Genomic DNA, 19,559 nt, shown 5'->3' with positions numbered 1-19,559 from the left:
TGGTGGGCTGTTCACCCGGTCGCCCCGCCGTTTCCCCCTCATCCCTGGAGTCACCCACCCATGCAGCAGAACGCATCCGAGTCGTCGCTGTCGTCGCTGGTCGGGGAGGAGTACGAGGTCGAGGTCGGCCCCGTCGCGCACGGCGGCCACTGCATCGCCCGCACCGCCGAGGGCCGTGTCCTGTTCGTACGCCACGCCCTGCCGGGCGAGAAGATCGTCGCCCGCGTCACCGAGGGCGAGGCGGATTCCCGCTTCCTGCGCGCGGACGCGGTGCGGATCATCGAGGCGTCCAAGGACCGGGTCGAGGCGCCGTGCAAGTACGCGGGCCCCGGCATGTGCGGCGGCTGCGACTGGCAGCACGCCAAGCCCGGCGCCCAGCGCCGGCTCAAGGGCGAGGTCATCGCCGAGCAGCTCCAGCGGCTCGCGGGCCTCACCCCCGAGGAGGCGGGCTGGGACGGCACGGTCATGCCCGCCGAGGGCGACAAGCTGCCCGCGGGGCAGGTCCCGGCGTGGCGCACCCGCGTCCAGTACGCCATTGACGACGAGGGCCGCGCGGGCCTGCGCAAGCACCGCTCGCACGACGTCGAGCCCGTCGACCACTGCATGATCGCCTCGCCGGGCGTCTCGGAACTGGGCATCGAGAAGCGCGAGTGGCCGCAGCTGGAGTCGGTCGAGGCGATCGCGGCGTCGGGTTCGCACGACCGCCAGGTCGTCCTGACCCCGAAGCCGGGCGGCCGCCTCCCGCTGGTCGAACTCGACAAGCCGGTGTCGGTCCTGCGCGTGGAGGAGAAGGACGGCGGCGTCCACCGCGTCCACGGCCGCGCCTTCGTCCGCGAGCGGGCCGACGGCCGCACCTACCGCGTCGGCATGGGCGGCTTCTGGCAGGTCCACCCGCAGGCCCCCGACACCCTGGTCAAGGCCGTGATGCAGGGGCTGATGCCGCGCAAGGGCGAGATGGCGCTCGACCTGTACTGCGGCGTCGGCCTGTTCGCCGGCGCGATCGCGGAGCGGGTGGGGGAGACGGGCGCGGTGCTGGGCATCGAGTCCTCCAAGCGCGCGGTGGAGGACGCCCGCCACAACCTGGCGGACCTGCCGCGGGTCCGCGTGGAACAGGGCAAGGTCGAACAGGTCCTGCCCCGCACCAAGATCACCGAAGCCGACCTGATCGTCCTGGACCCGCCCCGAGCGGGCGCCGGCAAGCAGACGGTCCGCTACCTGGCAGCCCTGGGCGCCCGCCGCATCGCCTACGTGGCCTGCGACCCGGCGGCGCTGGCGCGGGACCTGGGGTATTTCCTTGAGAACGGGTACAAGCCGCGGACGCTGCGGGCGTTTGATTTGTTTCCGATGACGCATCATGTGGAGTGCGTGGCGATTCTGGAGCCTGTCAGGGAAGGCGCCTAAAGCAGCGGTCCGCGGCCGCGCCTGTTGCAGGCTGCACCAGGCGCGGGCCTGTCGGCACAGCTACGAGCTTGGGACCGGCACGACGGAGCGCGTCTTGTGGTGCAGCAGCGCGCGCAGTTCGGCCCGGGTTTCCGGGTCGGTCGAGTAGATGACCGTGCCGACCATGCCGCGTGTCAGCAGCACTTTGTAGGTGTTGCGGATCAGCCGGTCGATGTCCTTGTCCGAGGTGGCATCCTTGCCGTTTCGCTTCTTCAGCGCAGGGTCCCTGGAGGCGTCGCGGTCGGTGACCCAAGCCTCTCCCCGTCGGACCAGATCAGGACCGATGATCACTCCGCTCCAGTCGTACTCGAAGCCCTGCGCTGTGTAAACGCAGCCGACTTGGTTGAATCCGGCCGGATCTGTGGCCCAGAGCGCGGAGGGGGGAGCGCCCATGATCGACCGGTCGCCCTTGAGGTTCCAGGGGCGTGCCCAGTCGCCGATCCGCACGTCGGCAGGGAGCGGCTCGCCGGGTTTCGCGTCGGACCAGGGCCAGCAGAAGCCGGCTGAAATCCTGGCCGTATAGCCCTTTGTCTGCTTCTCCCGTAGGGATGCTTCCAGTTCCGCCGGGGAGTCGACGACCTCGAGCTGCATACGACCGTCCGGCTCCCAGGGCTCAGGTGCATCCCCCTCCAACGAAAGAAGGCGGACCACCCACCGCACGTAGGCGTCACTGCCACCGCAGCGGAACTGGCTGTCCAACTCCACCACATGGCAGATCAGCTTTTTCTGGGCAGCCGCAGCCTCGATCTCCTCGACTGTGCCCGTTTCCCCGGGCCGGACGACCTGGTGCTGGTCCAGAAGGAAGACCGGGACGCGCGCAACGTCGATCAGTTCCTCGAGCTGCCGCTTGCCCGTGCGCTCAGCTGCCGGAGTGAAGCGGCTGGCCGATGTCTCCCGGATCCGGTGCGCCTCGTCGCACACCAGCACATCCAGACTGTTGCGCTTCGCGGTTCCAAAACTGTTGAAGTACTTGAAGAGCTCGCGGACCTCCGGCTTTCGTGTGCCCGCCACCTTGCGCATGGTCTTGGTGAAGGACTGGGAACCGGTGGCGTGCAGCGCCGGGATGCCACGGCGATACAGTTCGCCGAGCACCGACAGCGCGATCACGCTTTTGCCGGTTCCCGGGCCGCCGGTGATCACGACAACTTCCTTGTGGTCCGACTCGTGGGCTCGAGCGACCGTCTTCAACACCGTCTCGTATGCGATCCGTTGCTCGTCGAGGAGTACGAACTGTTCACGCTCACGTACCTCTTGTGCGGCAACGTTCAGCAGCTGCTTCGACGGCTGAACCTTGGCGGCTAGCAGCTCGTCGGCTGCCTGTGCTCCTGAAACAGGTGCCAGCCTGGATTGCAGGTATGCGAGGAATGCACTGCGGCGGTCGGCGGTGAAGAGACGACCCCGCTCATTGAGGGCCACCTCGTCCAGGCCCGCGACGCCGAACTCGGTCGCGTTGTGCAGATAAACAGCGCCCCAGATCCGCTCGGGGTGCTGCGCGAGGGCCCCGTTGAAGGCGATCAGGTAGTCGCAGTAGCCGCGTACCTGCTCAATGGGGTTCAGGACAGGGTGGCGATACCCGTCGACGCGGCACAGCAGCGGATCGATGCCGTCGTCAGGGTGGGCTTCACTCCACTGCTTGAGCTCCACGACGACGTATGACGGCTGTCCCGTCTTCGGATCCACCCCGGCCACTACGGCATCGGCCCGCTTGCTGGTCAGCGGAAGCCCGAATTCAATGAGCACTTCCGCCTGACCGAGCCCGGCATCGAGGAGCGCATCGGTGAGCGCCGGAAGGCTCCGCTCCCAGGAGCGTACTTCTGAGAAGCTGGGTCGGTATCCGTGCGCATGGGTGAATTGTTCGGTCAGATGGAGAGTCAATGACCCTTCGAGCAGGCGCGCAGCGACTGCGGTGGCCGAGTCACGAAACAGCAAGGAATGCCCCCAGGCAGCACGAAGTCCCTCGTGCGGGTGGGGGCATGTCCTGTGGCGGAAGCCCGGCGGGCCGCGATTGACGATTGATCGAATGTTATCGAAACGCCGACCGGGCGCGGTGGCGGGAAGACGACGTCAATGACGGGCGATCTTGCGCATGGGACTCGGGAGTGGGTGCTGTACGGAGGTGATCACGCGTCCGCGCAGGGCGTCCCTTGTCGCTTCGTCCGTGGCGTAGACAACAACTCCCATGATCCCGCGGGTCAACAGCACGTGGTACGCGTTGCGGACACATCGCTCGATGTCGGCCTGGTCGATGGATTTGGGTCGCAGTTCTGGGTCGTGCGTTGCCGTCCGGTCGACGATGAACTGGCCGCCCCGCCAGAGCAGGTCGGGGCCGATGATGATGCCCACCCAGTCGAACTCGAACGTCTGAGACGTGTAGACACAGCCGATCTGGTCGGCACCGCGAGGATCCGTGGCCCAGAAGTCGGCGTCCGGCGCGCCTTCCACCGCATACCCGGCCTTGACGTTCCAGGGCCGCTGCCATCCGTCGATCGTGACGTCCGGAATCAACTCACCATTGTCGTCAGGATTGCTCCATGGCCAGCAGAAGCCGGCCACGGCCCGGGTGCTCGCCCCTTCGAGCCTTCGGGCAGAGAGGAAGTCCTCCATCTCCTGCGGGGTGTCGGCGAGATGGACCTGCATCCGTCCGTCCGGTACCCACGCCTGAGGCGTGTGGATGCCCACGCTGAGCAGCTTCAGTACCCAGTCCCGGTAGTAGGCGCTGCCCTGCGCCCGGAACATTCCGCCCAGGTCGATCAGGGTGTGTTTGAGCCCCAGCGCCTTGGCGCGTTCAACCAGGTACTCGGCGGTGCCGACTTCACCGGGGCGCAGAGACTGCCAGTCATCGAGCAGAAAGACGGGGACGCGAGCGGCTTCGATGATTTCGTCCGCCTGCGGACGCGGGTTCTCCCGTTCTTCCCGCGGCGTGTAGCGGTCGATGGAGTGCCGTCGAATCCGGTGTGCCTCGTCGCAGATCACCACGTCGCAGCTGTCTGTGGGGAGTTTCTTCAGCTGGTTGAAGTATGTGAACAGCCGGGTGGCTTCCTTCTTGAGCTTCCCCTTCGTGCCGTGCGGCGCGTTCTGCGCATAGGTTTCGCGCAGGGTCAACGTGAGCGCCTTCGCACCAGAGGCATGTACGACATTCCAGCCGGCCTGGTCGAGAGTTCGGCGGAGCTCGAGCGCGATCGCGCTCTTGCCGCTGCCGGGCCCGCCCCGGACGATGATCACCTCCTTGGTGCCGCCGTTGTGGACCCGCCGCACCGCCTCGTGGACGTCCTGGTGCGCCATCTCCTGTTCGTCCAGCAGCTCAAACCGCTCGCCCGAGCCCAGACGCGCGGCCAGGTTGACGTCGGTGATCTTGGGGGGCTCGTACTCGGCGGAATCGATGAGGGCCTGTGCTGCCTCTCCACCCGGCCGCGGTGCCAGCCGCGCGCCGAGCAGTTTCCTGAACGATTCCAGACGATCCATGGTGTAAAGCCGCCCGTGATCGCTCTCGGGTAGCTCGAACAGCTCGCGCACGTCGTTGTCATGGGCGTTGTGCATGAGCACGGCTCCCGCCATGCTGTTGGGTTTGCCGCGCAACACGGCCTTGTACTGCATCAAGTAGTCGCAGTACTTCTGCACTTGCCGGACGGGGTGCAGTTTCCACTTGTCGAAGCCGAGGTCGACCGCGACCGATCGCTCGGGGTGCACCTTGGTCGTGCGCTGCTGCTTTAGTTCGATCAGTACGTAGGAGGGGGCACCGCTTCCGGGGTGCACGCCGGCGAGCAGCATGTCCACATCGGCATCGGTGTGCGGCAGCCCGAACTCGATGAACACCTCGACCTGACCGAGCCCGCGCTCGTGGAGAGCGTTGATCACCGGGGGGAGGCTGTTCTCCCACGACTCGACCAGCGACTTCCCGGGGTCCTTCCCGTCGTCCTGCCCATTGTCCTTCTTGTGCTTGTCCTTGTAGGCCCGAATCAGCCGCTCGGTGAGCGGACGGTGCTCCATCCCGGGCTGCCGTCTGATCTCTTCAAGCAACGCAGATGCGGATTCCCGGAGCAGATATGACGACAAGGACTTCTCCCACGGCACGCGAAAGCTCGTGCGGGTGGAGGCATGTCCTGGAGGCGGAAGCCTGGCGGGCCGCGATGACAGTGGGAACGTTAGCTCGATCTCGGGAGGCGAGGGGCAGATCGCGCCACAGGCTGCACGGGATCCGGACGTGGGGTGGCCTCCTGGGCGCAAGGGCGGGTGTTCAAGGTCGCCCTCGACCGGGAGAAGGCCGAGCGACTGCGCGCCGAAGCCCGCGCCCTGGACATGGTCGGCGGCGGCACGGTCGTTCAGCTCAGGAGCGACCCCCGTGAGCTGGGCGGACGTACGCCCCTGGAATTGGAGTACGCCGGCGAGCGAACTCCGGGCGCCAGGCTCGGAGCCGATGGAACGCTCTCATACCACGAACTGGAGCGGTACGGCGGCGACTTGTTCACCGCCCTCGATCAACTCGCCGCCAAGGGGGTGCGTCACCGAGACCTCAAGCCGGACACCTTCGGGCCGTACGAGCCCAGTGCCCGCACTTGGCAGTTGATGCTCCTCGACTTCTCGCTCGCCGACGCCTCCGACCGCGACATCAAGGCGGGCACCCGCGGGTATGTTCGGTGACCGGCGCAGCGCATAGACCGAGTCTGCCGACCGTCCGTGAACAGGCTTTGAGGGGGCCTGAAGTTCAGCGCGGCACTGCCGCCCCGCCTTGCGGAGGCGATGCTGGCAGCACGGCTGGCCGACCTTGAAGGGGCGGCCGCCGTACTGAAGGAGTCCGTCCGGTTCATCAACATGGCCACCGGAGCTCCGGCGGCACCGTGGTGCGGCTATGGGGACGATGAGGGCCCACCGGGGGCTGCTGCCGCAACAGCCAGGTCGAGTGCGGGACCCTGGTTGGGGAAGCCGGCCAGCGGCGTGCTCATTGTCGAAGGCGCGAACAGCTTCCCTGCGGACTTATGGCCGCGAGTGTCGGACACCACAACCCCACCCGTCCACTTTCCGGTTGATGACTGATACCGGTGCTGGAGCTTTCGGATGCGAGGACAATGCCGGTCGCGCACCTCGACGAACCCTGGGTGGCAGTGGACATTGCCGGTCAGGTCTCCGGCGTAGGTCACCGCCGCTGCGGGGGCCAGCACGGCGCTCACCAGGAGATCGGCGATCTGCAGTCCCAGATGCGTATTGCTATGCCCAAACACCGGGGACTCGGGCAGGTGCGGCAGCGGATCGCCGCCCTTGGCGAACTTCCTGGTCGTCACGCAGTGCACGTTGTCGGCGTTGTCGCTGGGGTTGCGACTGTCCAGGACCGCGATCCCACTGCTGGACCGCTCAGCGAGGAAGTGTTCGAAGTTGGCACACAGGGCGTTCACCGAGGCCGCATACATGGCGGTGTCATCGTTGATGGCACCGTCTTGCTTCACCCAGATACGAGCCATGACGGTGCACTCGCGCTGTTCGAGGATGGTCAGCAGGTGATCGAGGAAACCGTGCGCCATCCGCCGCTGGTTACGGCCCGGCCGACGGAAGGACTTGCGGATTGTCTCGCCCTTGATCTCGTGATGGACGACCTGGCTCAGAGTGGGGGCCTTGCGGAGCTCTGGCCGGAACTGCTTCTTCAGCGCTATGAAGTCCCACGCGAGTGCCTTGAACTGGCTGTCCGGAACTGTAAATCCGCCGATCGCCATGACCGGTACCGAGTCGGCCACGGCTGGGTTGAGGACCTGCCCGGTCCCGGATTCATCGAGATAACACAGGTGCAAGAGCTTCCCCCTGGCGCACAAACAGCTATGGCCGACCCCAAATCCTTGGGGGACGGCCATAGGAGGTTCCACGCCGAGCCTTGCTCGGACGCAGAGTGGTGTTCTTTCTGAGCGCAGCGTAATCGAGGACATCCTCGTCGGGCAATGCCAGGCATCGGCTGGGGTTAAGGACGGGGATGAGTTCGGCCGAACAGACTCGGCGCCGCGTCACAACACAGCAAGTAGCCCTCTGAATCGGGTGGACCGCGAGGGCGGTCCGTCAGTGGGCCAGGGTGGCCAGGGCGAGGAAGTGGGTCTTGGCGTCGTCGTACTCCGTCAACTGCCAGCCGGCCGTGCGGAGTTCCGGTTCCAGGTTGGGGCGGGCCAGTGGGTCGGCGGGGCTCAGCGGGCGGCCGTGGCGGGCGGCGCGCTCCGCGCGGCCCGAGGGGTGGAAGATGGCCAGGGTGCCGTCGGCGGCCGCGACTCGGGCCCATTCCCGCAGGGCCGCGCCGGGGTTCGGCAGGTGATCCAGCAACCCCGCGCTGAAGATTCCGTGGACCGTGCGGGAAGGCAGCGGCAGGCGGTGGCAATCCGCGAGGAGAAGGTGGGCGAGTGCGGTGCGTCCGGTACGGGCGGCGGCGCTCAGCATCGCCTGTGTGACGTCGATGCCCAGTACCGAGCCGTGGTCGTCCACTTCGGCGCGTAGTGCCGGGAGAGCGCGTCCGGTACCGCAACCGAGGTCGAGAGCCGTCTGGCCGGGCTTCAGACCCATGCGGGCAACGGCTGCCGCGTATGCCGGGGCCTGATGGGCGAAGCGGTCCTCCCACGCCTCGGCCCTCGGCGTGAAGAAGGTGCGGGTGGCCGTGTGGCCGGAGCGTGCGGCCACCAGCGCGGCGAACCGGCCGAGCACACGATCGCGGTACGGAGCCAGTGCCGCCAGGCTCTCTGGTGTGTCGTGCCGAAGGCCGGGCGCGCTCGCCGCTTCCTCGGGGAATGCCGCCGCGAAGGCGTCGACGGCGGCGCTGTCGACCTCCAGGTGGAATTGCAGACCCCAGGCGCTGCTGTTCACCCGGAATGCCTGCACGGGGTAGCGGTCGCACGACGCGAGCAGCACCGCCCGGTCCGGGAGGTCCATGGTGTCGCCGTGCCAGTGCAGCACCCTGAGCTGTTCGGGCAGACCGGCGAACAAGAGGTCCGCGTCCGCCGGCGGGGAGAGGCTGATCCCGCCCCATCCGATCTGGGCTCCCGATCCGGGCCGGGCCGCTCCGCCCGCCGCCACCGCCAGCAGCTGAGCACCGAGACACACCCCGAGCACCGGGACGTCCGCGGCCAGGGCGGCCCGCACCAGCGCCAGCTCCGCCTCGCGCGTGGGGAACCCCTGGTCGCTGTACGCCGACATCGGCCCGCCCATCACCACCAGCGCCTCGACCCCGATGAGGCCGGTCGGTACCCGGTCGCCCGCCCACACCCGGCACACCCGCATGCGCAGCCCTGCCGATTCCAGCGCCGTGGCGATCGCGTAGGGGCCCTCGCCGGGCTCGTGCTGCACCACTACGACGCTCATCGATCCATCCTTCGTTCGCACGTTCCGCAGATGCGCCCCGCATGGCGCGAATGCATGGCACATGCGAGAGGTACGGCTGTTTTTCCTGGCACCTGGCTGATTCTGCGCGATCTCACAGTGCGGGTCCAGCACGTGTGCAATGCCTGTTACCGGCCATGATCGGCCGGGGTCACACCGGCGTAATGGGCGGTTCGTACCGTCGGAGCACCCTTCGATCGACAGAGAGGCCCTTCGGTGCCCCCACAGGATGTGTCGACGGCTGTCACCCAGGTGCGGACGGTCTGCTCGTACTGCGGGGTGGGCTGCGGCATGGTGCTCGACGTCGCCTCCGGCCCGGACGGTCGCCGCACGGTCCTCAAGGCGTCGGGGGACGAGGCGCACCCGGCGAACTTCGGCTTCCTGGAGGAACGCCGCGCACTGTGCCAGCGCGGCCCCAACTGGCTCTTCTTCGGCGAACAGCGCCGTGCCACCGACTTCTACCACGAGGACGAGCCGGCAGCCCTCCGCGCCGACGGCACGCTCACCCGCCTGGACACCGCCTTCTCGCGCGACCGGCGCGCCAAGGTCTATGTGCAGGACCGGATGCGCGAGCACGGTGCCAAGCTGTGGTCCTGGCTCCAGGGCGGCGCCCACTTCTACGTCTGCGGCGACGCGGGGCGGATGGCCAAGGACGTCGACCGGGCGCTCCGCGACATCGCCGTCGCACACGGGGGCGTCGATCCCGACGGAGCGGCCCTGTACGTCAAGCAACTGGCCGCCGACAAGCGGTATGTCCGCGACGTCTACTGACCGGCGCCGGCCCGTCCCGCCGCATGCCGGTCCATCGCCAGCCAGACCCGGTCACGGGTCACCGGCAGCTCGGTGAAGCGGATGCCCGTCGCATCGCGCAGGGCGTTGGCGAAGGCGGGGCCCACCGGGTTGAAGGGGCTCTCGCTCATCGACTTGGCTCCGAGCGGGCCGATCGCGTCGGTCGTCTCCATGAAGTGGACCTCGGTACGCGGTACGTCGGCGTACTGCGGGAGGCGGTAGCGCCGGAAGGCCGCCGTGGTCACCTCGCCGCGCTCGTCGAGCCGTACGGTCTCGAACAGTGTGGCGCCCAGCGCCTGGGCGACTCCGCCCTCGACCTGGCCGCGGCACTGGAGCGGGTTCATGACCTTCCCGGCGTCGGCGGCGTGGACGCTGCGCAGGATCTTCATCTCGCCCGTGTCCGGATCGACGGCGATCCGGAACCACTGGGCGTTGAAGGCCACCGAGCGCGGGCTGCCGCCCCAGTGACCGTCGGCCGCCAACTCGCCCTGCGCGCCCAGCAGTTGAGCAGCCTCGAACAGCTCCTTTAGCGTGACGACGCGGCCCGCGCAGTCGAACGCCTCCGCGCCGAGCGTGCACAGGTGGCGGGCCACTCCCGTGTACCGGGCCGCGAACGTCTTCAGGCGCCCGGCCAGGGACTCCGCGGCGAGCAGGACCGCCTTGCCGGCCACGACCGTACCGGCCGAACCGAAGGCGCCCGTGTCGTGGCGGACGACGTCGGTGTCGGACTGGCGGATCGCGATCCGGTCCACGGTGGTGTTGAGGGCCCCCGCGGTGATCTGCTTGTGGACGGTGGTGGTGCCGTTGCCGAACTCCGCCGTGCCCACCGCGATGTCGTACGTCCCGTCGGTGAGCAGACTGACGGTCGCGTCGGCGTAGTGGCCGCCGGGCGGGCCGGTGGCGATCATCGCCATGGCCGTGCCCTGGCCGGTCAGCCAGCCGTCCGGCACGTCCTCGTCGCTCCGGTCCTCGGCGATGGCCCCGCGGACGATCGACAGGCACTGCGCGAGGCCGTACGAGGCGATGTGCAGGTCCTCCTCCTCGCCGATCGGACTGGCCATGTGATCACCGGGGCCGATGATGTTCTTCTCCCGGAAGGCGAGCGGGTCCATGCCCAGGCGGCGGGCCGTCTCGTCCATGGCGGACTCGACGGCGAAGGTGACCTGGCCCAGGCCGTAGCCGCGGAAGGCGCCCGCGGGGACGGCGTTGGTGTAGACGGAGTACGCGTCGACCTTCTTGTGCGGGGCCCGGTAGACGGCGAAGGACTCGCCGACGCTGTGGAACATGACGGCGGGGCCGTGGTTGCCGTACGCCCCGGTGTTGGAGACCACGCGCATCTGGATCGCGGTCAGAGTGCCGTCGGCTCGGGCGCCCAGCTTGATGCGGATCGTGAACGGATGGCGGGTGGTGGCGCCGTAGAACTGCTCGGCCCGGGTGTATTCGAGCTTGACCGGGCGGCGCAGCTTGAGCGCGGCGAGGACGACGATGTCCTCGGTCAGCATCTCCTGCTTGCCGCCGAAGCCGCCGCCCACCCGGCCCGCGACCACACGTACTTCGTCTTCGGGAAGGTTGTAGAGGGCGCACAGCGCGCGGCGGGTCAGGAACGGGGTCTGGGTGCTGGAGCGCACGGTGAGCCGCTCGCCGGTGCCGTCGGCACTGTCGTCCTTCGGCTCGAAGTAGGCGACGCAGCCGTGGGTTTCGAGACTCGCGTGCTGGACGCGCTGGGTGCGGTAGGTCTCCTCGTAGACGACGGCGGCCTCGGCGAATCCGTCGGCGACGCAGCCGATCTCGCCGTGCACCTCGCCGGCGACGTTGTTCTCGACCCGGGCGATCCGCACCTCGGGCCCCTTGCCGGCGTGGATCACGGGCGCGCCGGTGCGCATGGCCTCCTCGGGGTCGGTGACGTGAGGGAGTTGCTCGTACGTCACCTCGACCCGGCGGCAGCCCTCCTCGGCCGCCTGCTCGCTGTCGGCGACGACGGCTGCGACGCGCTGGCCGACGTAGCGGACGGTGTCGTCCAGGACGCGGGTGTCGTCGGGGTCCTCGGTGGGGTGCTCGTGCCGGGCGCTGGAGTACAGCGTGGCGGGGGCGTCCTCGTGGGTGAGGACGGCGTGGACGCCGGGGACCCGCAGGGCGGCGGAGGTGTCGATGGCGAGGATGCGGGCGTGCGGGTGCGGGGAGCGCAGCAGCTTCATGTGGAGCAGCCCGGGGACCTCGACGTCGAAGGTGTACCGGGCGGTGCCGGTGACGACCTGGGGGCCGGCCGGGGCGCCGAGACTTTTGCCCACCGCCTGCCCCGCGCAGGGGCGTTCGGTGTGCTTGACGCCGCGGACGGCGTCCTCGATGGCGCGATAGCCCGTGCAGCGGCAGATGTTGCCCTTGAAGGCCCGGGGGAGGTCGTCCAGCTTGCCGTCGTCGTGGGCACCGCCCTTCTCCTGTTCGAGGGCGGCCGTGGTCATGAGGAACCCCGCGGTGCAGAACCCGCACTGGAAGCCCTGGGCGTCCAGAAACTTCCGCTGTACGGGGTGGAGTTCGCCGTCCTTCGCGGCCAGACCCTCCACCGTGGTGACCGACCGGCCCTCGGCCCGTACGGCCGGATACAGGCAGCTGTGCACCGGCTCGCCGTCCACATGGACCGTGCAGGCCCCGCAGTCCCCGGCGTCGCAGCCCTTCTTCACCCCGAACCAGCCGCGCTCGCGCAGATACGTGCGCAGACACTGGCCGGCCCGGGGCTCGGAGTCGAAGGGCTGGTCGTTGACCTGGATGCTGAAGCTCATCGCACACCGTCCCGGGTGAGTTCGTGACGGACCTGCTCGGCGAGGTGGCCGGCCATGTGCCGCCGCCACTGGGGCAGTCCGTGGATGTCGTCGAACCAGTCGCGGTCGCCCACGGCCGACGCGATCGCCCCGCGCAGCTCGGCCCGGTCCGGCGGCAGCGCGAACCAGAGACGGAACGGCCGTCGGGTGGCGGCCGTGATGGTCACGGCCAGCGAGCCGTCCAACGGATCCAGCGTCCCGATGACGAGGGCGCCGGAGCGTCCGAGTCCGTACAGCGAAGCCTGCCGGAAAGCGGTACGACACCTCAGCGAGCGGGCGGGGATCGTCACCGAGCGCAACAACTCGCCCTCGGCAAGGTCCTTGCGGCCCGCTCCGGTGACGAAGGCGGCCGCCTTCACCCGCCGAACCGAGCCGTCCTGGGCCCGGAGCAGGCACTCGCCGTCGAGGGCCGCGGTGAGGGAGATCATCGGGCCGGCCGGCAGGGCGTTGCAGAGGTTCCCGCCGACGGTCGCCATGTTCCAGATCTTGAAGGAGGCGAGGAAGGCCCGGCAGCACTGCTCGAAGAGCGGGGCGGCCGCCGCGTCGAGCGCCCGCCCGAACCGCGACAGCCGCGCGATGGTGCACGTGGCCGCGATCTCCACCGATCCGTCGGGCAGCGTGTGGATCGGCTCCCAGCCCATCCGGCTCAGATCCACCAGCCGCCGCAGCTGCGGCTGGGGCTCGGAGAAGAGGTACGTTCCGCCGCCGAGCCAGGCGTCGCCCGGACGCCAGGGCTCGTGACGGCGTGCGTCCCGCACGTCGAGAACCGTGTTCAGATCCATGTCCCCACCGTCTTCAGCCGCTGTTGCCCTGTCAGTGAAGCCGGGCCCGCGGCCGAAAACGACTGGTGCGCAGAACGGAAAATCTCCAGCCGCGCCGGTCGTGTCCTGGTGAATCAACCAAGGGGAATTCTGCTTCCAGGTCCTTGCATCTACGATGATGCGACTCGCACCTGCCTTGCGGATGTGAGAAGCCGGGGCAAGGACCCGGTGGCCGCACAAGGAGTCAGCACATGCACGTCGGAGACCTCCTCCAGATCGAGGGCCTCGATCTCACCCTCGTCTGGGGTGGCGAGAATCTGCTCAGCCAGGCGATCAGCGGGGTGACCGCCACCGATCTGGAGGATCCCGCCCGTTTCCTCCAGCGCGGAGAGATCGTGCTCAGCGGTCTGGTGTGGTGGAACGAAGCGGACCGCGAGGCCAGGACCGAGCGATTCGTCTCCGCCCTTGCCGAGTCCGGAGCCACGGCGCTCCTCGCCGGAGAGGAGACCCACGGCACCGTCCCCGTCGATGTGGTCGACGCGTGCCGCGAACACGGCATCGCGCTCCTTGCCGTACCGGCGCACACCAACTTCCGGGCGATCACCGAAGCCGTGTACCGGCGCCAGTGGGGCGACCTCAGCCGCCGCCCCGCAACCCACTTCGCCCTGCCCGAGAACGTACGGGGCGAACTCGGCCGTCTCGTCGATCACGGCGCCACCGCCGGCGAACTCCTTGAGTGCGCGCTCGCTCCGTTCGGCACACCGTCGTGCTACGTGCTCACCAGCAGCGGGCGCACGATCGCCCGCACCGCGGCGGCCCCCGAACTGCCGGCGGCGCGGGCCGCGGAGAACCTGCGCGGCCTCACCGGTGAAACGCTGCGCGTCCAGGCCGAGGCCACGCCGTACGACACCTGGTACCTCCACCTGCCGCAGGCCGACGGAGCACCTCCCCGGGCCCTGCACGAGATCGCTGAGGTCGTCGGCCAGTACCGCCACCATCACGACCAGCAGCACGCGGCCCGGCGCCGGATCGGGCAGGAGCTGATCGGCCTCGTAGGCAGAGGCGACGCCGATGCCGGAGCCCTCACGAACGCCCTCACGTCCTGCGGGCCGCTCGCCGAGGGGCCCTGGCAGGTCGTGGTCGCGGCCACCGGCGGGCGGCCCGCGGGCAGTGGTGCCGAGGAGGCGCTCACCGAGGCCCTTCGCCAGCTCCTCCCCTCGACGGACTTCGCGGTCGGCGCCACCCCGGACGCGGAGGCCGTCGCCGTCGTACGAAGCGGCGGCGAGGGCATCGCCTCGCTCCGCGAGCCCTGGTCCCTGCTGCACGACTGCCGGCCCGGGACCGCGCTGTACGCCGGCGTCAGCGCGCTCACCGCGGAGCCCGCCGGACTCCACGGAGCCCTCACCCAGGCCCGCTACGCCCTCGCGGCGGCGCGGCACGGCTCCCCGGCGACCGGCCGCGTGACCGCGGTCGAGGAACTCTCCTCCCTGGACTCACTCCTGGCCGGCATCCCCGCCGACGTACGTGCCATCTTCAGCGCCAGGACACTCGGCGCCCTCGCCCACGGCGGACCGGCCTCGCACCACATGCTGCTGGAGACCCTGGAGGTCTTCCTCGCCCACAACTGCTCCTGGGCCCGCACCGCCGAAGCCCTGCATCTGCACGTCAACACCGTCCACTACCGCATCGAACGCGTGCAGCTCCTCACCGGACGGGATCTCTCCCGCCTCGACCACAAGCTCGACCTGCGCGCCGCGCTCCTGTGCCGCTGAGACGGTCGCCGGTGCAGGGCCGTTTCAAGGGGTGTCGATGTGTACGTTGGTCGACTTCACGCGTGCGGTGACGGTGACACCGACCTCGATGCCGAGCTCCTCCACGGACTCCCGCGTCACCAGCGAGACAATCCGGTGCGGTCCCGACTGGACCTCGACCTGCGCGGCGACGTCGTCGAGCGTCACCCGGGTCACGATGCCGGGGAACGCGTTCCGTACGGACGTGGCCACGGCGCCCTCCGGGAGCGGATGCATCCCTTGCGCCCGCTCCTTCGCGAACGCCGCCAGACTCACGCTGTCGATCGCGCGGTTCCCCGGCCCTTCCCGGTCCATGCGCAGCCGTCCGGAGTCGGCCCACCGGCGGACGGTCTCCGAACTGACTCCCAGCAGCCTCGCTGCCTGCCCAATGCTGTACGACGACACGCACCGCACTCTAGGGCCTGTCCGGTGGGTCTTGCCTGGGCCGCGAGGGCGGCCCGGACCGAAGGCGGCCAGACCCACCGGACAGGCCCTAGGGGGTGTTCTCCGTCGCCCCATCGCAGGCAGGTGCGGCGGCGGTTACGCCAGGTCCAGCAACTGCTCGTAGAAGCCGCCGAATCCGCGCCGCTCGTCGACGAGGTGGAGCTCCAGGATCCAGTGGCAGACCCGTCCCGCGCGGTCGGTGCGGCGCAGCGGGTTGTCGTTGTCCGGGGTGATGAAGGACTCCGCCCTCGCCCCCTCGTTGGTCTCGTGCGGGAACTCCCCGACGAGGTGACCGGCGTGCCAGATGCCGATGCTCCAGCCCGCCTCGGCGGCCAGGCGCTCGACCTCGGCGTGGAGTTGCCTGCCGGTGATGTGCGGATCGGCGGCGAACGCGGCGCGTCCGGCGGCGAAGACGCGCGGCAGGTCGGCGAGGAGGCGGTGCTTGTGCGGGTCGTCGCCGAAGACGTAGGTACGGCCGAAGTCCGCCTCGTACTCCTCGAAGATCGGGCCGAAGTCGGCGAAGGCGATGTCGTCCTCGCCGATGATCCGGTCCGGCGGGTTGTCCCGGTACGGGGCCAGGGTGTTGGGGCCGGAGCGGATGATCCGCTTGTGCCAGTGCTTGGTGGTGCCGAACATGTCGTTCGCCAGGTCCCGGATGCGGTCGCTCGCCTCCCGCTCCCCGACGCCGGGCGCGACCAGCCCGCGCGCCGCCACCTCGGCGAACAGCGCGACCGCCTTCTCCTGCGCCGCCACCAGACCCGCGACGCGCAGGTCCTCCTGCGGACCTGTTGACGCGACTGCCATGCCCAAGCCCCCCATTTCTCCGTATCTCCGAGCCCCGCCGAGGCCCCCGGGCCGGCCGATGCGTGGCGGCCGGCCCGGGGGGGGCAAGGTCAGACCAGGTCGAAGCGGTCCAGGTTCATCACCTTGGTCCACGCCGCGACGAAGTCCGTCACGAACTTCTCCTTCGCGTCGTCGCTGGCGTAGACCTCCGCGAGGGCGCGCAGCTCGGAGTTGGAGCCGAAGACCAGGTCGGCGCGGGTGCCGGTCCACTTGAGGTCGCCGGTGGCCGCGTCGCGGCCCTCGAACGTGGTCTCGTCCGCGGACGTCGCCTTCCACGTCGTACCCAGGTCGAGCAGGTTGACGAAGAAGTCGTTGGTCAGCGAGCCGGGCCTCGTGGTGAGGACGCCGAGCGGCGACTGCTGGTGGTTGGCGCCCAGGACGCGCAGGCCGCCGACGAGGACCGTCAGCTCGGGGGCGCTCAGGGTCAGCAGGTTCGCCTTGTCGAGCAGCAGGTACTCGGCCGGGAGCCGGTTGCCCTTGCCGAGGTAGTTGCGGAACCCGTCGGCCGTCGGCTCAAGCGCGGAGAACGACTCCACGTCCGTCTGCTCCTGCGACGCGTCCATGCGGCCCGGCGTGAAGGGGACCTCGACGGTGATGCCGGCGTCCTTGGCGGCCTTCTCGACCCCCGCGGCACCGGCCAGCACGATCAGATCGGCGAGCGAGACCTGCTTGCCGCCGGACTGCGCGGAGTTGAAGGTCCGCTGGACGCCCTCCAGGGTGCGCAGCACCGTCGCCAGCTCGTCGGGCTCGTTGACCTCCCAGGCGCTCTGCGGGTGGAGGCGGATGCGCGCGCCGTTGGCGCCGCCGCGCTTGTCGCTGCCCCGGAAGGACGAGGCGGACGCCCACGCGGTGGACACCAGCTGGGACACCGACAGGCCCGAGGCCAGGATCTGCTCCTTGAGGGAGGCGATGTCCCCGGAGCCGATGAGCTCGTACGTCCGCTTCGGCAGCGGGTCCTGCCACAGCAGTTCCTCGGCCGGGACCTCCGGGCCGAGGTAGCGCGCGACCGGGCCCATGTCGCGGTGGGTCAGCTTGAACCAGGCGCGGGCGAAGGCGTCCGCGAACTCCTCGGGGTTGTCCTTGAACCGCCGCGCGATCGGCTCGTAGGCCGGGTCGAGCCGGAGCGAGAGGTCGGTCGTCAGCATCGTCGGAGCGTGGCTCTTCGACGCGTCGTGGGCGTCCGGCACGGTGCCCGCACCGGCGCCGCCCTTCGGCCGCCACTGGTGCGCGCCCGCGGGGCTCTTGAAGAGCTCCCACTCGTAGCCGAACAGGATCTCGAAGAAGCTGTTGTCCCAGGTGGTGGGGGTGTTCGTCCAGATGCCCTCAAGGCCGCTGGTGATCGCGTCGCCGCCCTTGCCGGTGCCGTGGGTGCTCTTCCAGCCGAGGCCCTGCTGCTCCAGCGGGGCGGCCTCGGGGTCGGGGCCCACGGCGTCGGCGGGGCCCGCGCCGTGCGTCTTGCCGAAGGTGTGACCGCCCGCGATCAGCGCGACGGTCTCCTCGTCGTTCATCGCCATCCGGCGGAACGTCTCGCGGATGTCACGGGCCGCCGAGATGGGGTCCGGGTTGCCGTTCGGGCCCTCGGGGTTGACGTAGATGAGACCCATCTGGACCGCGCCGAGGGGGTTCTCCAGCTCGCGGTCGCCGGTGTAGCGCTCGTCGTCGAGCCAGGTGGTCTCGGGACCCCAGTAGACGTCCTCGTCGGGCTCCCAGACGTCCGGACGTCCGCCGCCGAAGCCGAAGGTCTCGAAGCCCATCGACTCCAGGGCGACGTTGCCGGTGAGGATCATGAGGTCGGCCCACGAAAGGCTCTTGCCGTACTTCTTCTTCACCGGCCACAGCAGTCGGCGGGCCTTGTCGAGGCTCGCGTTGTCCGGCCAGCTGTTGAGGGGAGCGAAGCGCTGCTGGCCCGCGCCTGCGCCGCCGCGGCCGTCGCTGATCCGGTAGGTGCCCGCGCTGTGCCACGCCATCCGGATCATCAACGGGCCGTAAGTGCCGAAGTCGGCGGGCCACCAGTCCTGCGAGGTCGTCAGGAGCTCCGCGATGTCCCGCTTCACGGCCGGCAGGTCGAGGGTCTTGAACGCCGCGGCGTAGTCGAACTCCTCGCCGAGCGGGTTGGCCACGGCGGGGTTCTTGGCGAGGATCTTCAGATTGAGCCGATCCGGCCACCACTGGCGGTTTCCGCCGCCCTGGGTCGGGTGCGGGGCGCGCCCGTGCGCGACCGGGCAGCCACCTGCGCCCTCCGTCTTGGGATCTGTGACGATTGCATCGGGGTTCTCGGACATGGCAATCCTTCTTGACTCGGTGGATCACGGTGCTCAGGAACTGCGGGCGGTGGAACGGCCGGGGCACAGGCCCCGATGGACGGCCTCGGCCTCGTCGGACGTGAAGCCGCGGCCGGGGAGAGGGGACGGGGGCGGGGAAGCAGAAGGCCGCGCGCACGACGTAAAACGAGCTTACGGCCCACGCGATCACGCACCCGGGAAGCGATTGCTGCGATGCCGGGACGGTCGAACCCCACGGCGGTCTCCAGCGGCGTGACGCGGGCGGCACCCTGCTGCTGCCCGACACCCCGCACCTTCGCGGCGGCGATCCGCCATCACGTCTCTGTCTCCTGGTGTGTTGGAGTCTTCTCGTCCCTGGGCGTGTCCGCCGGGTCCTGTCCGGGGCGCGGGGGTCTGGCCACGCCCTGGGCTCTCGGCGGCATCGATCCTATGATGGACGCGATCCAAGTCAAGAAGTACGCCAAACCCATATCTCATCGGAGCGCGGGCGCGCCGGACCACTTCGCGTGTCCGACCGGACCCACCGGACCCACCGGACCTGAACAGGTGAACCGATATGAGTGACCTGCTGGAGCGGCTGCGAGGGCGTGGCTGGCGGATGACCTCCCAGCGCCGGGTGGTCGCGGAGGTCCTGGACGGCGACCACGTGCATCTCACGGCCGACGAGGTGCACGTCCGCGCGGCCCGGCGGCTGCCCGAGATCTCCCGGGCGACCGTCTACAACACCCTGGGTGAGCTGGTCCTGCTCGGCGAGGTCATGGAGGTCTGCACCGAGGGCCGCGCCAAGCGCTACGACCCCAACGCACACCACCCGCACCAGCACCTGGTGTGCTCCCGCTGCGGCACCATCCGCGACGTCCACCCGGCCGGCGATCCGCTGGCCGACCTCCCGGCCGAGGAACGGTTCGGCTTCACCCTGTCCGGGGTCGAGATCACCTACCGCGGACTGTGCCCGTCCTGCGCCTAGCAGGTGTCCGACCCCGACCCGGACACCCTCTGGGCAGTGCGCCCTTCCGGTTTGGCGGAGGGGCGGTGGTGGGGGATTCCCGTCGTGCG

13 protein-coding genes and 1 pseudogene are annotated in these 19,559 nt (G+C 69.5%); 5 read left to right on the top strand and 9 right to left on the bottom strand.

All coding sequences use genetic code 11. The annotated features are described in order from the left end of the window. Nucleotides 1-60 precede the first annotated feature (60 nt). Nucleotides 61-1,401, top strand: a complete 1,341-nt coding sequence (locus ACIQ8J_RS11230; protein ID WP_403270795.1) for a class I SAM-dependent RNA methyltransferase — start codon at nt 61-63, stop codon at nt 1,399-1,401. A 60-nt stretch (nt 1,402-1,461) separates the two neighbouring features. Here the strand turns inward: ACIQ8J_RS11230 and ACIQ8J_RS11225 are convergent, their stop codons facing one another. Continuing rightward, on the bottom strand, nt 1,462-3,369 hold the full coding sequence (locus tag ACIQ8J_RS11225) for a DNA/RNA helicase domain-containing protein (RefSeq protein ID WP_403270798.1): 1,908 nt from the start codon (nt 3,367-3,369) through the stop codon (nt 1,462-1,464). A 135-nt stretch (nt 3,370-3,504) separates the two neighbouring features. Continuing rightward, entirely contained in the window at nt 3,505-5,493 is a 1,989-nt protein-coding gene (locus ACIQ8J_RS11220) for a DNA/RNA helicase domain-containing protein (protein WP_403607795.1), read from the bottom strand. 153 nt (nt 5,494-5,646) lie between these two features. Here ACIQ8J_RS11220 and ACIQ8J_RS11215 point away from each other — a divergent pair, with 153 nt between their 5' ends. Beyond that, on the top strand, nt 5,647-6,078 hold the full coding sequence (locus ACIQ8J_RS11215) for a hypothetical protein (protein WP_403270804.1): 432 nt from the start codon (nt 5,647-5,649) through the stop codon (nt 6,076-6,078). A 206-nt stretch (nt 6,079-6,284) separates the two neighbouring features. Here ACIQ8J_RS11215 and ACIQ8J_RS11210 read toward each other — a convergent pair whose 3' ends face one another. Next, entirely contained in the window at nt 6,285-7,277 is a 993-nt protein-coding gene (locus tag ACIQ8J_RS11210) for a DUF3800 domain-containing protein (protein ID WP_403270807.1), read from the bottom strand. 199 nt (nt 7,278-7,476) lie between these two features. Beyond that, a complete protein-coding gene (locus ACIQ8J_RS11205; RefSeq protein ID WP_403270809.1) occupies nt 7,477-8,760 on the bottom strand; it encodes a methyltransferase domain-containing protein in 1,284 nt (427 codons plus the stop codon). Between the two features lie 228 nt (nt 8,761-8,988). Between ACIQ8J_RS11205 and ACIQ8J_RS11200 the strand changes: the two are divergent. Then, nucleotides 8,989-9,549 (top strand): annotated as a pseudogene (locus ACIQ8J_RS11200) (hypothetical protein); the annotation flags it as partial. On the opposite strand, the gene ACIQ8J_RS11195 reads toward ACIQ8J_RS11200, so the two are convergent. Both ACIQ8J_RS11195 and ACIQ8J_RS11190 read right to left on the bottom strand, forming a co-directional pair. Beyond that, entirely contained in the window at nt 9,543-12,344 is a 2,802-nt protein-coding gene (locus ACIQ8J_RS11195) for a molybdopterin-dependent oxidoreductase (RefSeq protein ID WP_403270812.1), read from the bottom strand. The pseudogene ACIQ8J_RS11200 and the gene ACIQ8J_RS11195 overlap by 7 nt on opposite strands. Next, nucleotides 12,341-13,165 carry an FAD binding domain-containing protein gene (locus ACIQ8J_RS11190; protein WP_403270815.1) on the bottom strand — a complete coding sequence of 275 codons (825 nt, stop codon included), beginning with the start codon at nt 13,163-13,165 and terminating at the stop codon, nt 12,341-12,343. The genes ACIQ8J_RS11195 and ACIQ8J_RS11190 overlap by 4 nt, the downstream gene beginning before the upstream one ends. Before the next feature lie 230 nt (nt 13,166-13,395). Here ACIQ8J_RS11190 and ACIQ8J_RS11185 point away from each other — a divergent pair, with 230 nt between their 5' ends. Next, nucleotides 13,396-14,916: a PucR family transcriptional regulator gene (locus ACIQ8J_RS11185; RefSeq protein WP_403270817.1), complete on the top strand. Its 1,521-nt coding sequence runs from the start codon at nt 13,396-13,398 to the stop codon at nt 14,914-14,916. A 24-nt stretch (nt 14,917-14,940) separates the two neighbouring features. Here the strand turns inward: ACIQ8J_RS11185 and ACIQ8J_RS11180 are convergent, their stop codons facing one another. From ACIQ8J_RS11180 to katG, 3 genes are all read right to left on the bottom strand, one after another. Beyond that, nucleotides 14,941-15,339 (bottom strand): molybdopterin-binding protein, encoded by a 399-nt coding sequence (locus tag ACIQ8J_RS11180; RefSeq protein ID WP_403270820.1) that lies wholly within the window; start codon nt 15,337-15,339, stop codon nt 14,941-14,943. A 135-nt stretch (nt 15,340-15,474) separates the two neighbouring features. Beyond that, nucleotides 15,475-16,182 carry a M24 family metallopeptidase gene (locus ACIQ8J_RS11175; RefSeq protein ID WP_403270823.1) on the bottom strand — a complete coding sequence of 236 codons (708 nt, stop codon included), beginning with the start codon at nt 16,180-16,182 and terminating at the stop codon, nt 15,475-15,477. A gap of 89 nt (nt 16,183-16,271) precedes the next feature. After that, nucleotides 16,272-18,503: a catalase/peroxidase HPI gene (gene katG / locus ACIQ8J_RS11170; protein ID WP_403270826.1), complete on the bottom strand. Its 2,232-nt coding sequence runs from the start codon at nt 18,501-18,503 to the stop codon at nt 16,272-16,274. Between the two features lie 556 nt (nt 18,504-19,059). Between katG and ACIQ8J_RS11165 the strand changes: the two genes are divergently transcribed. Next, complete coding sequence (locus ACIQ8J_RS11165; protein ID WP_403270829.1) at nt 19,060-19,470, top strand: Fur family transcriptional regulator; 411 nt, start codon at nt 19,060-19,062, stop codon at nt 19,468-19,470. Nucleotides 19,471-19,559: the final 89 nt, after the last annotated feature.

Origin of the sequence: Streptomyces sp. NPDC094147 (assembly GCF_044764265.1) — a bacterium.
Lineage (GTDB): Bacteria > Actinomycetota > Actinomycetes > Streptomycetales > Streptomycetaceae > Streptomyces.
This window is presented reverse-complemented; position numbering and strand designations above follow the sequence as displayed.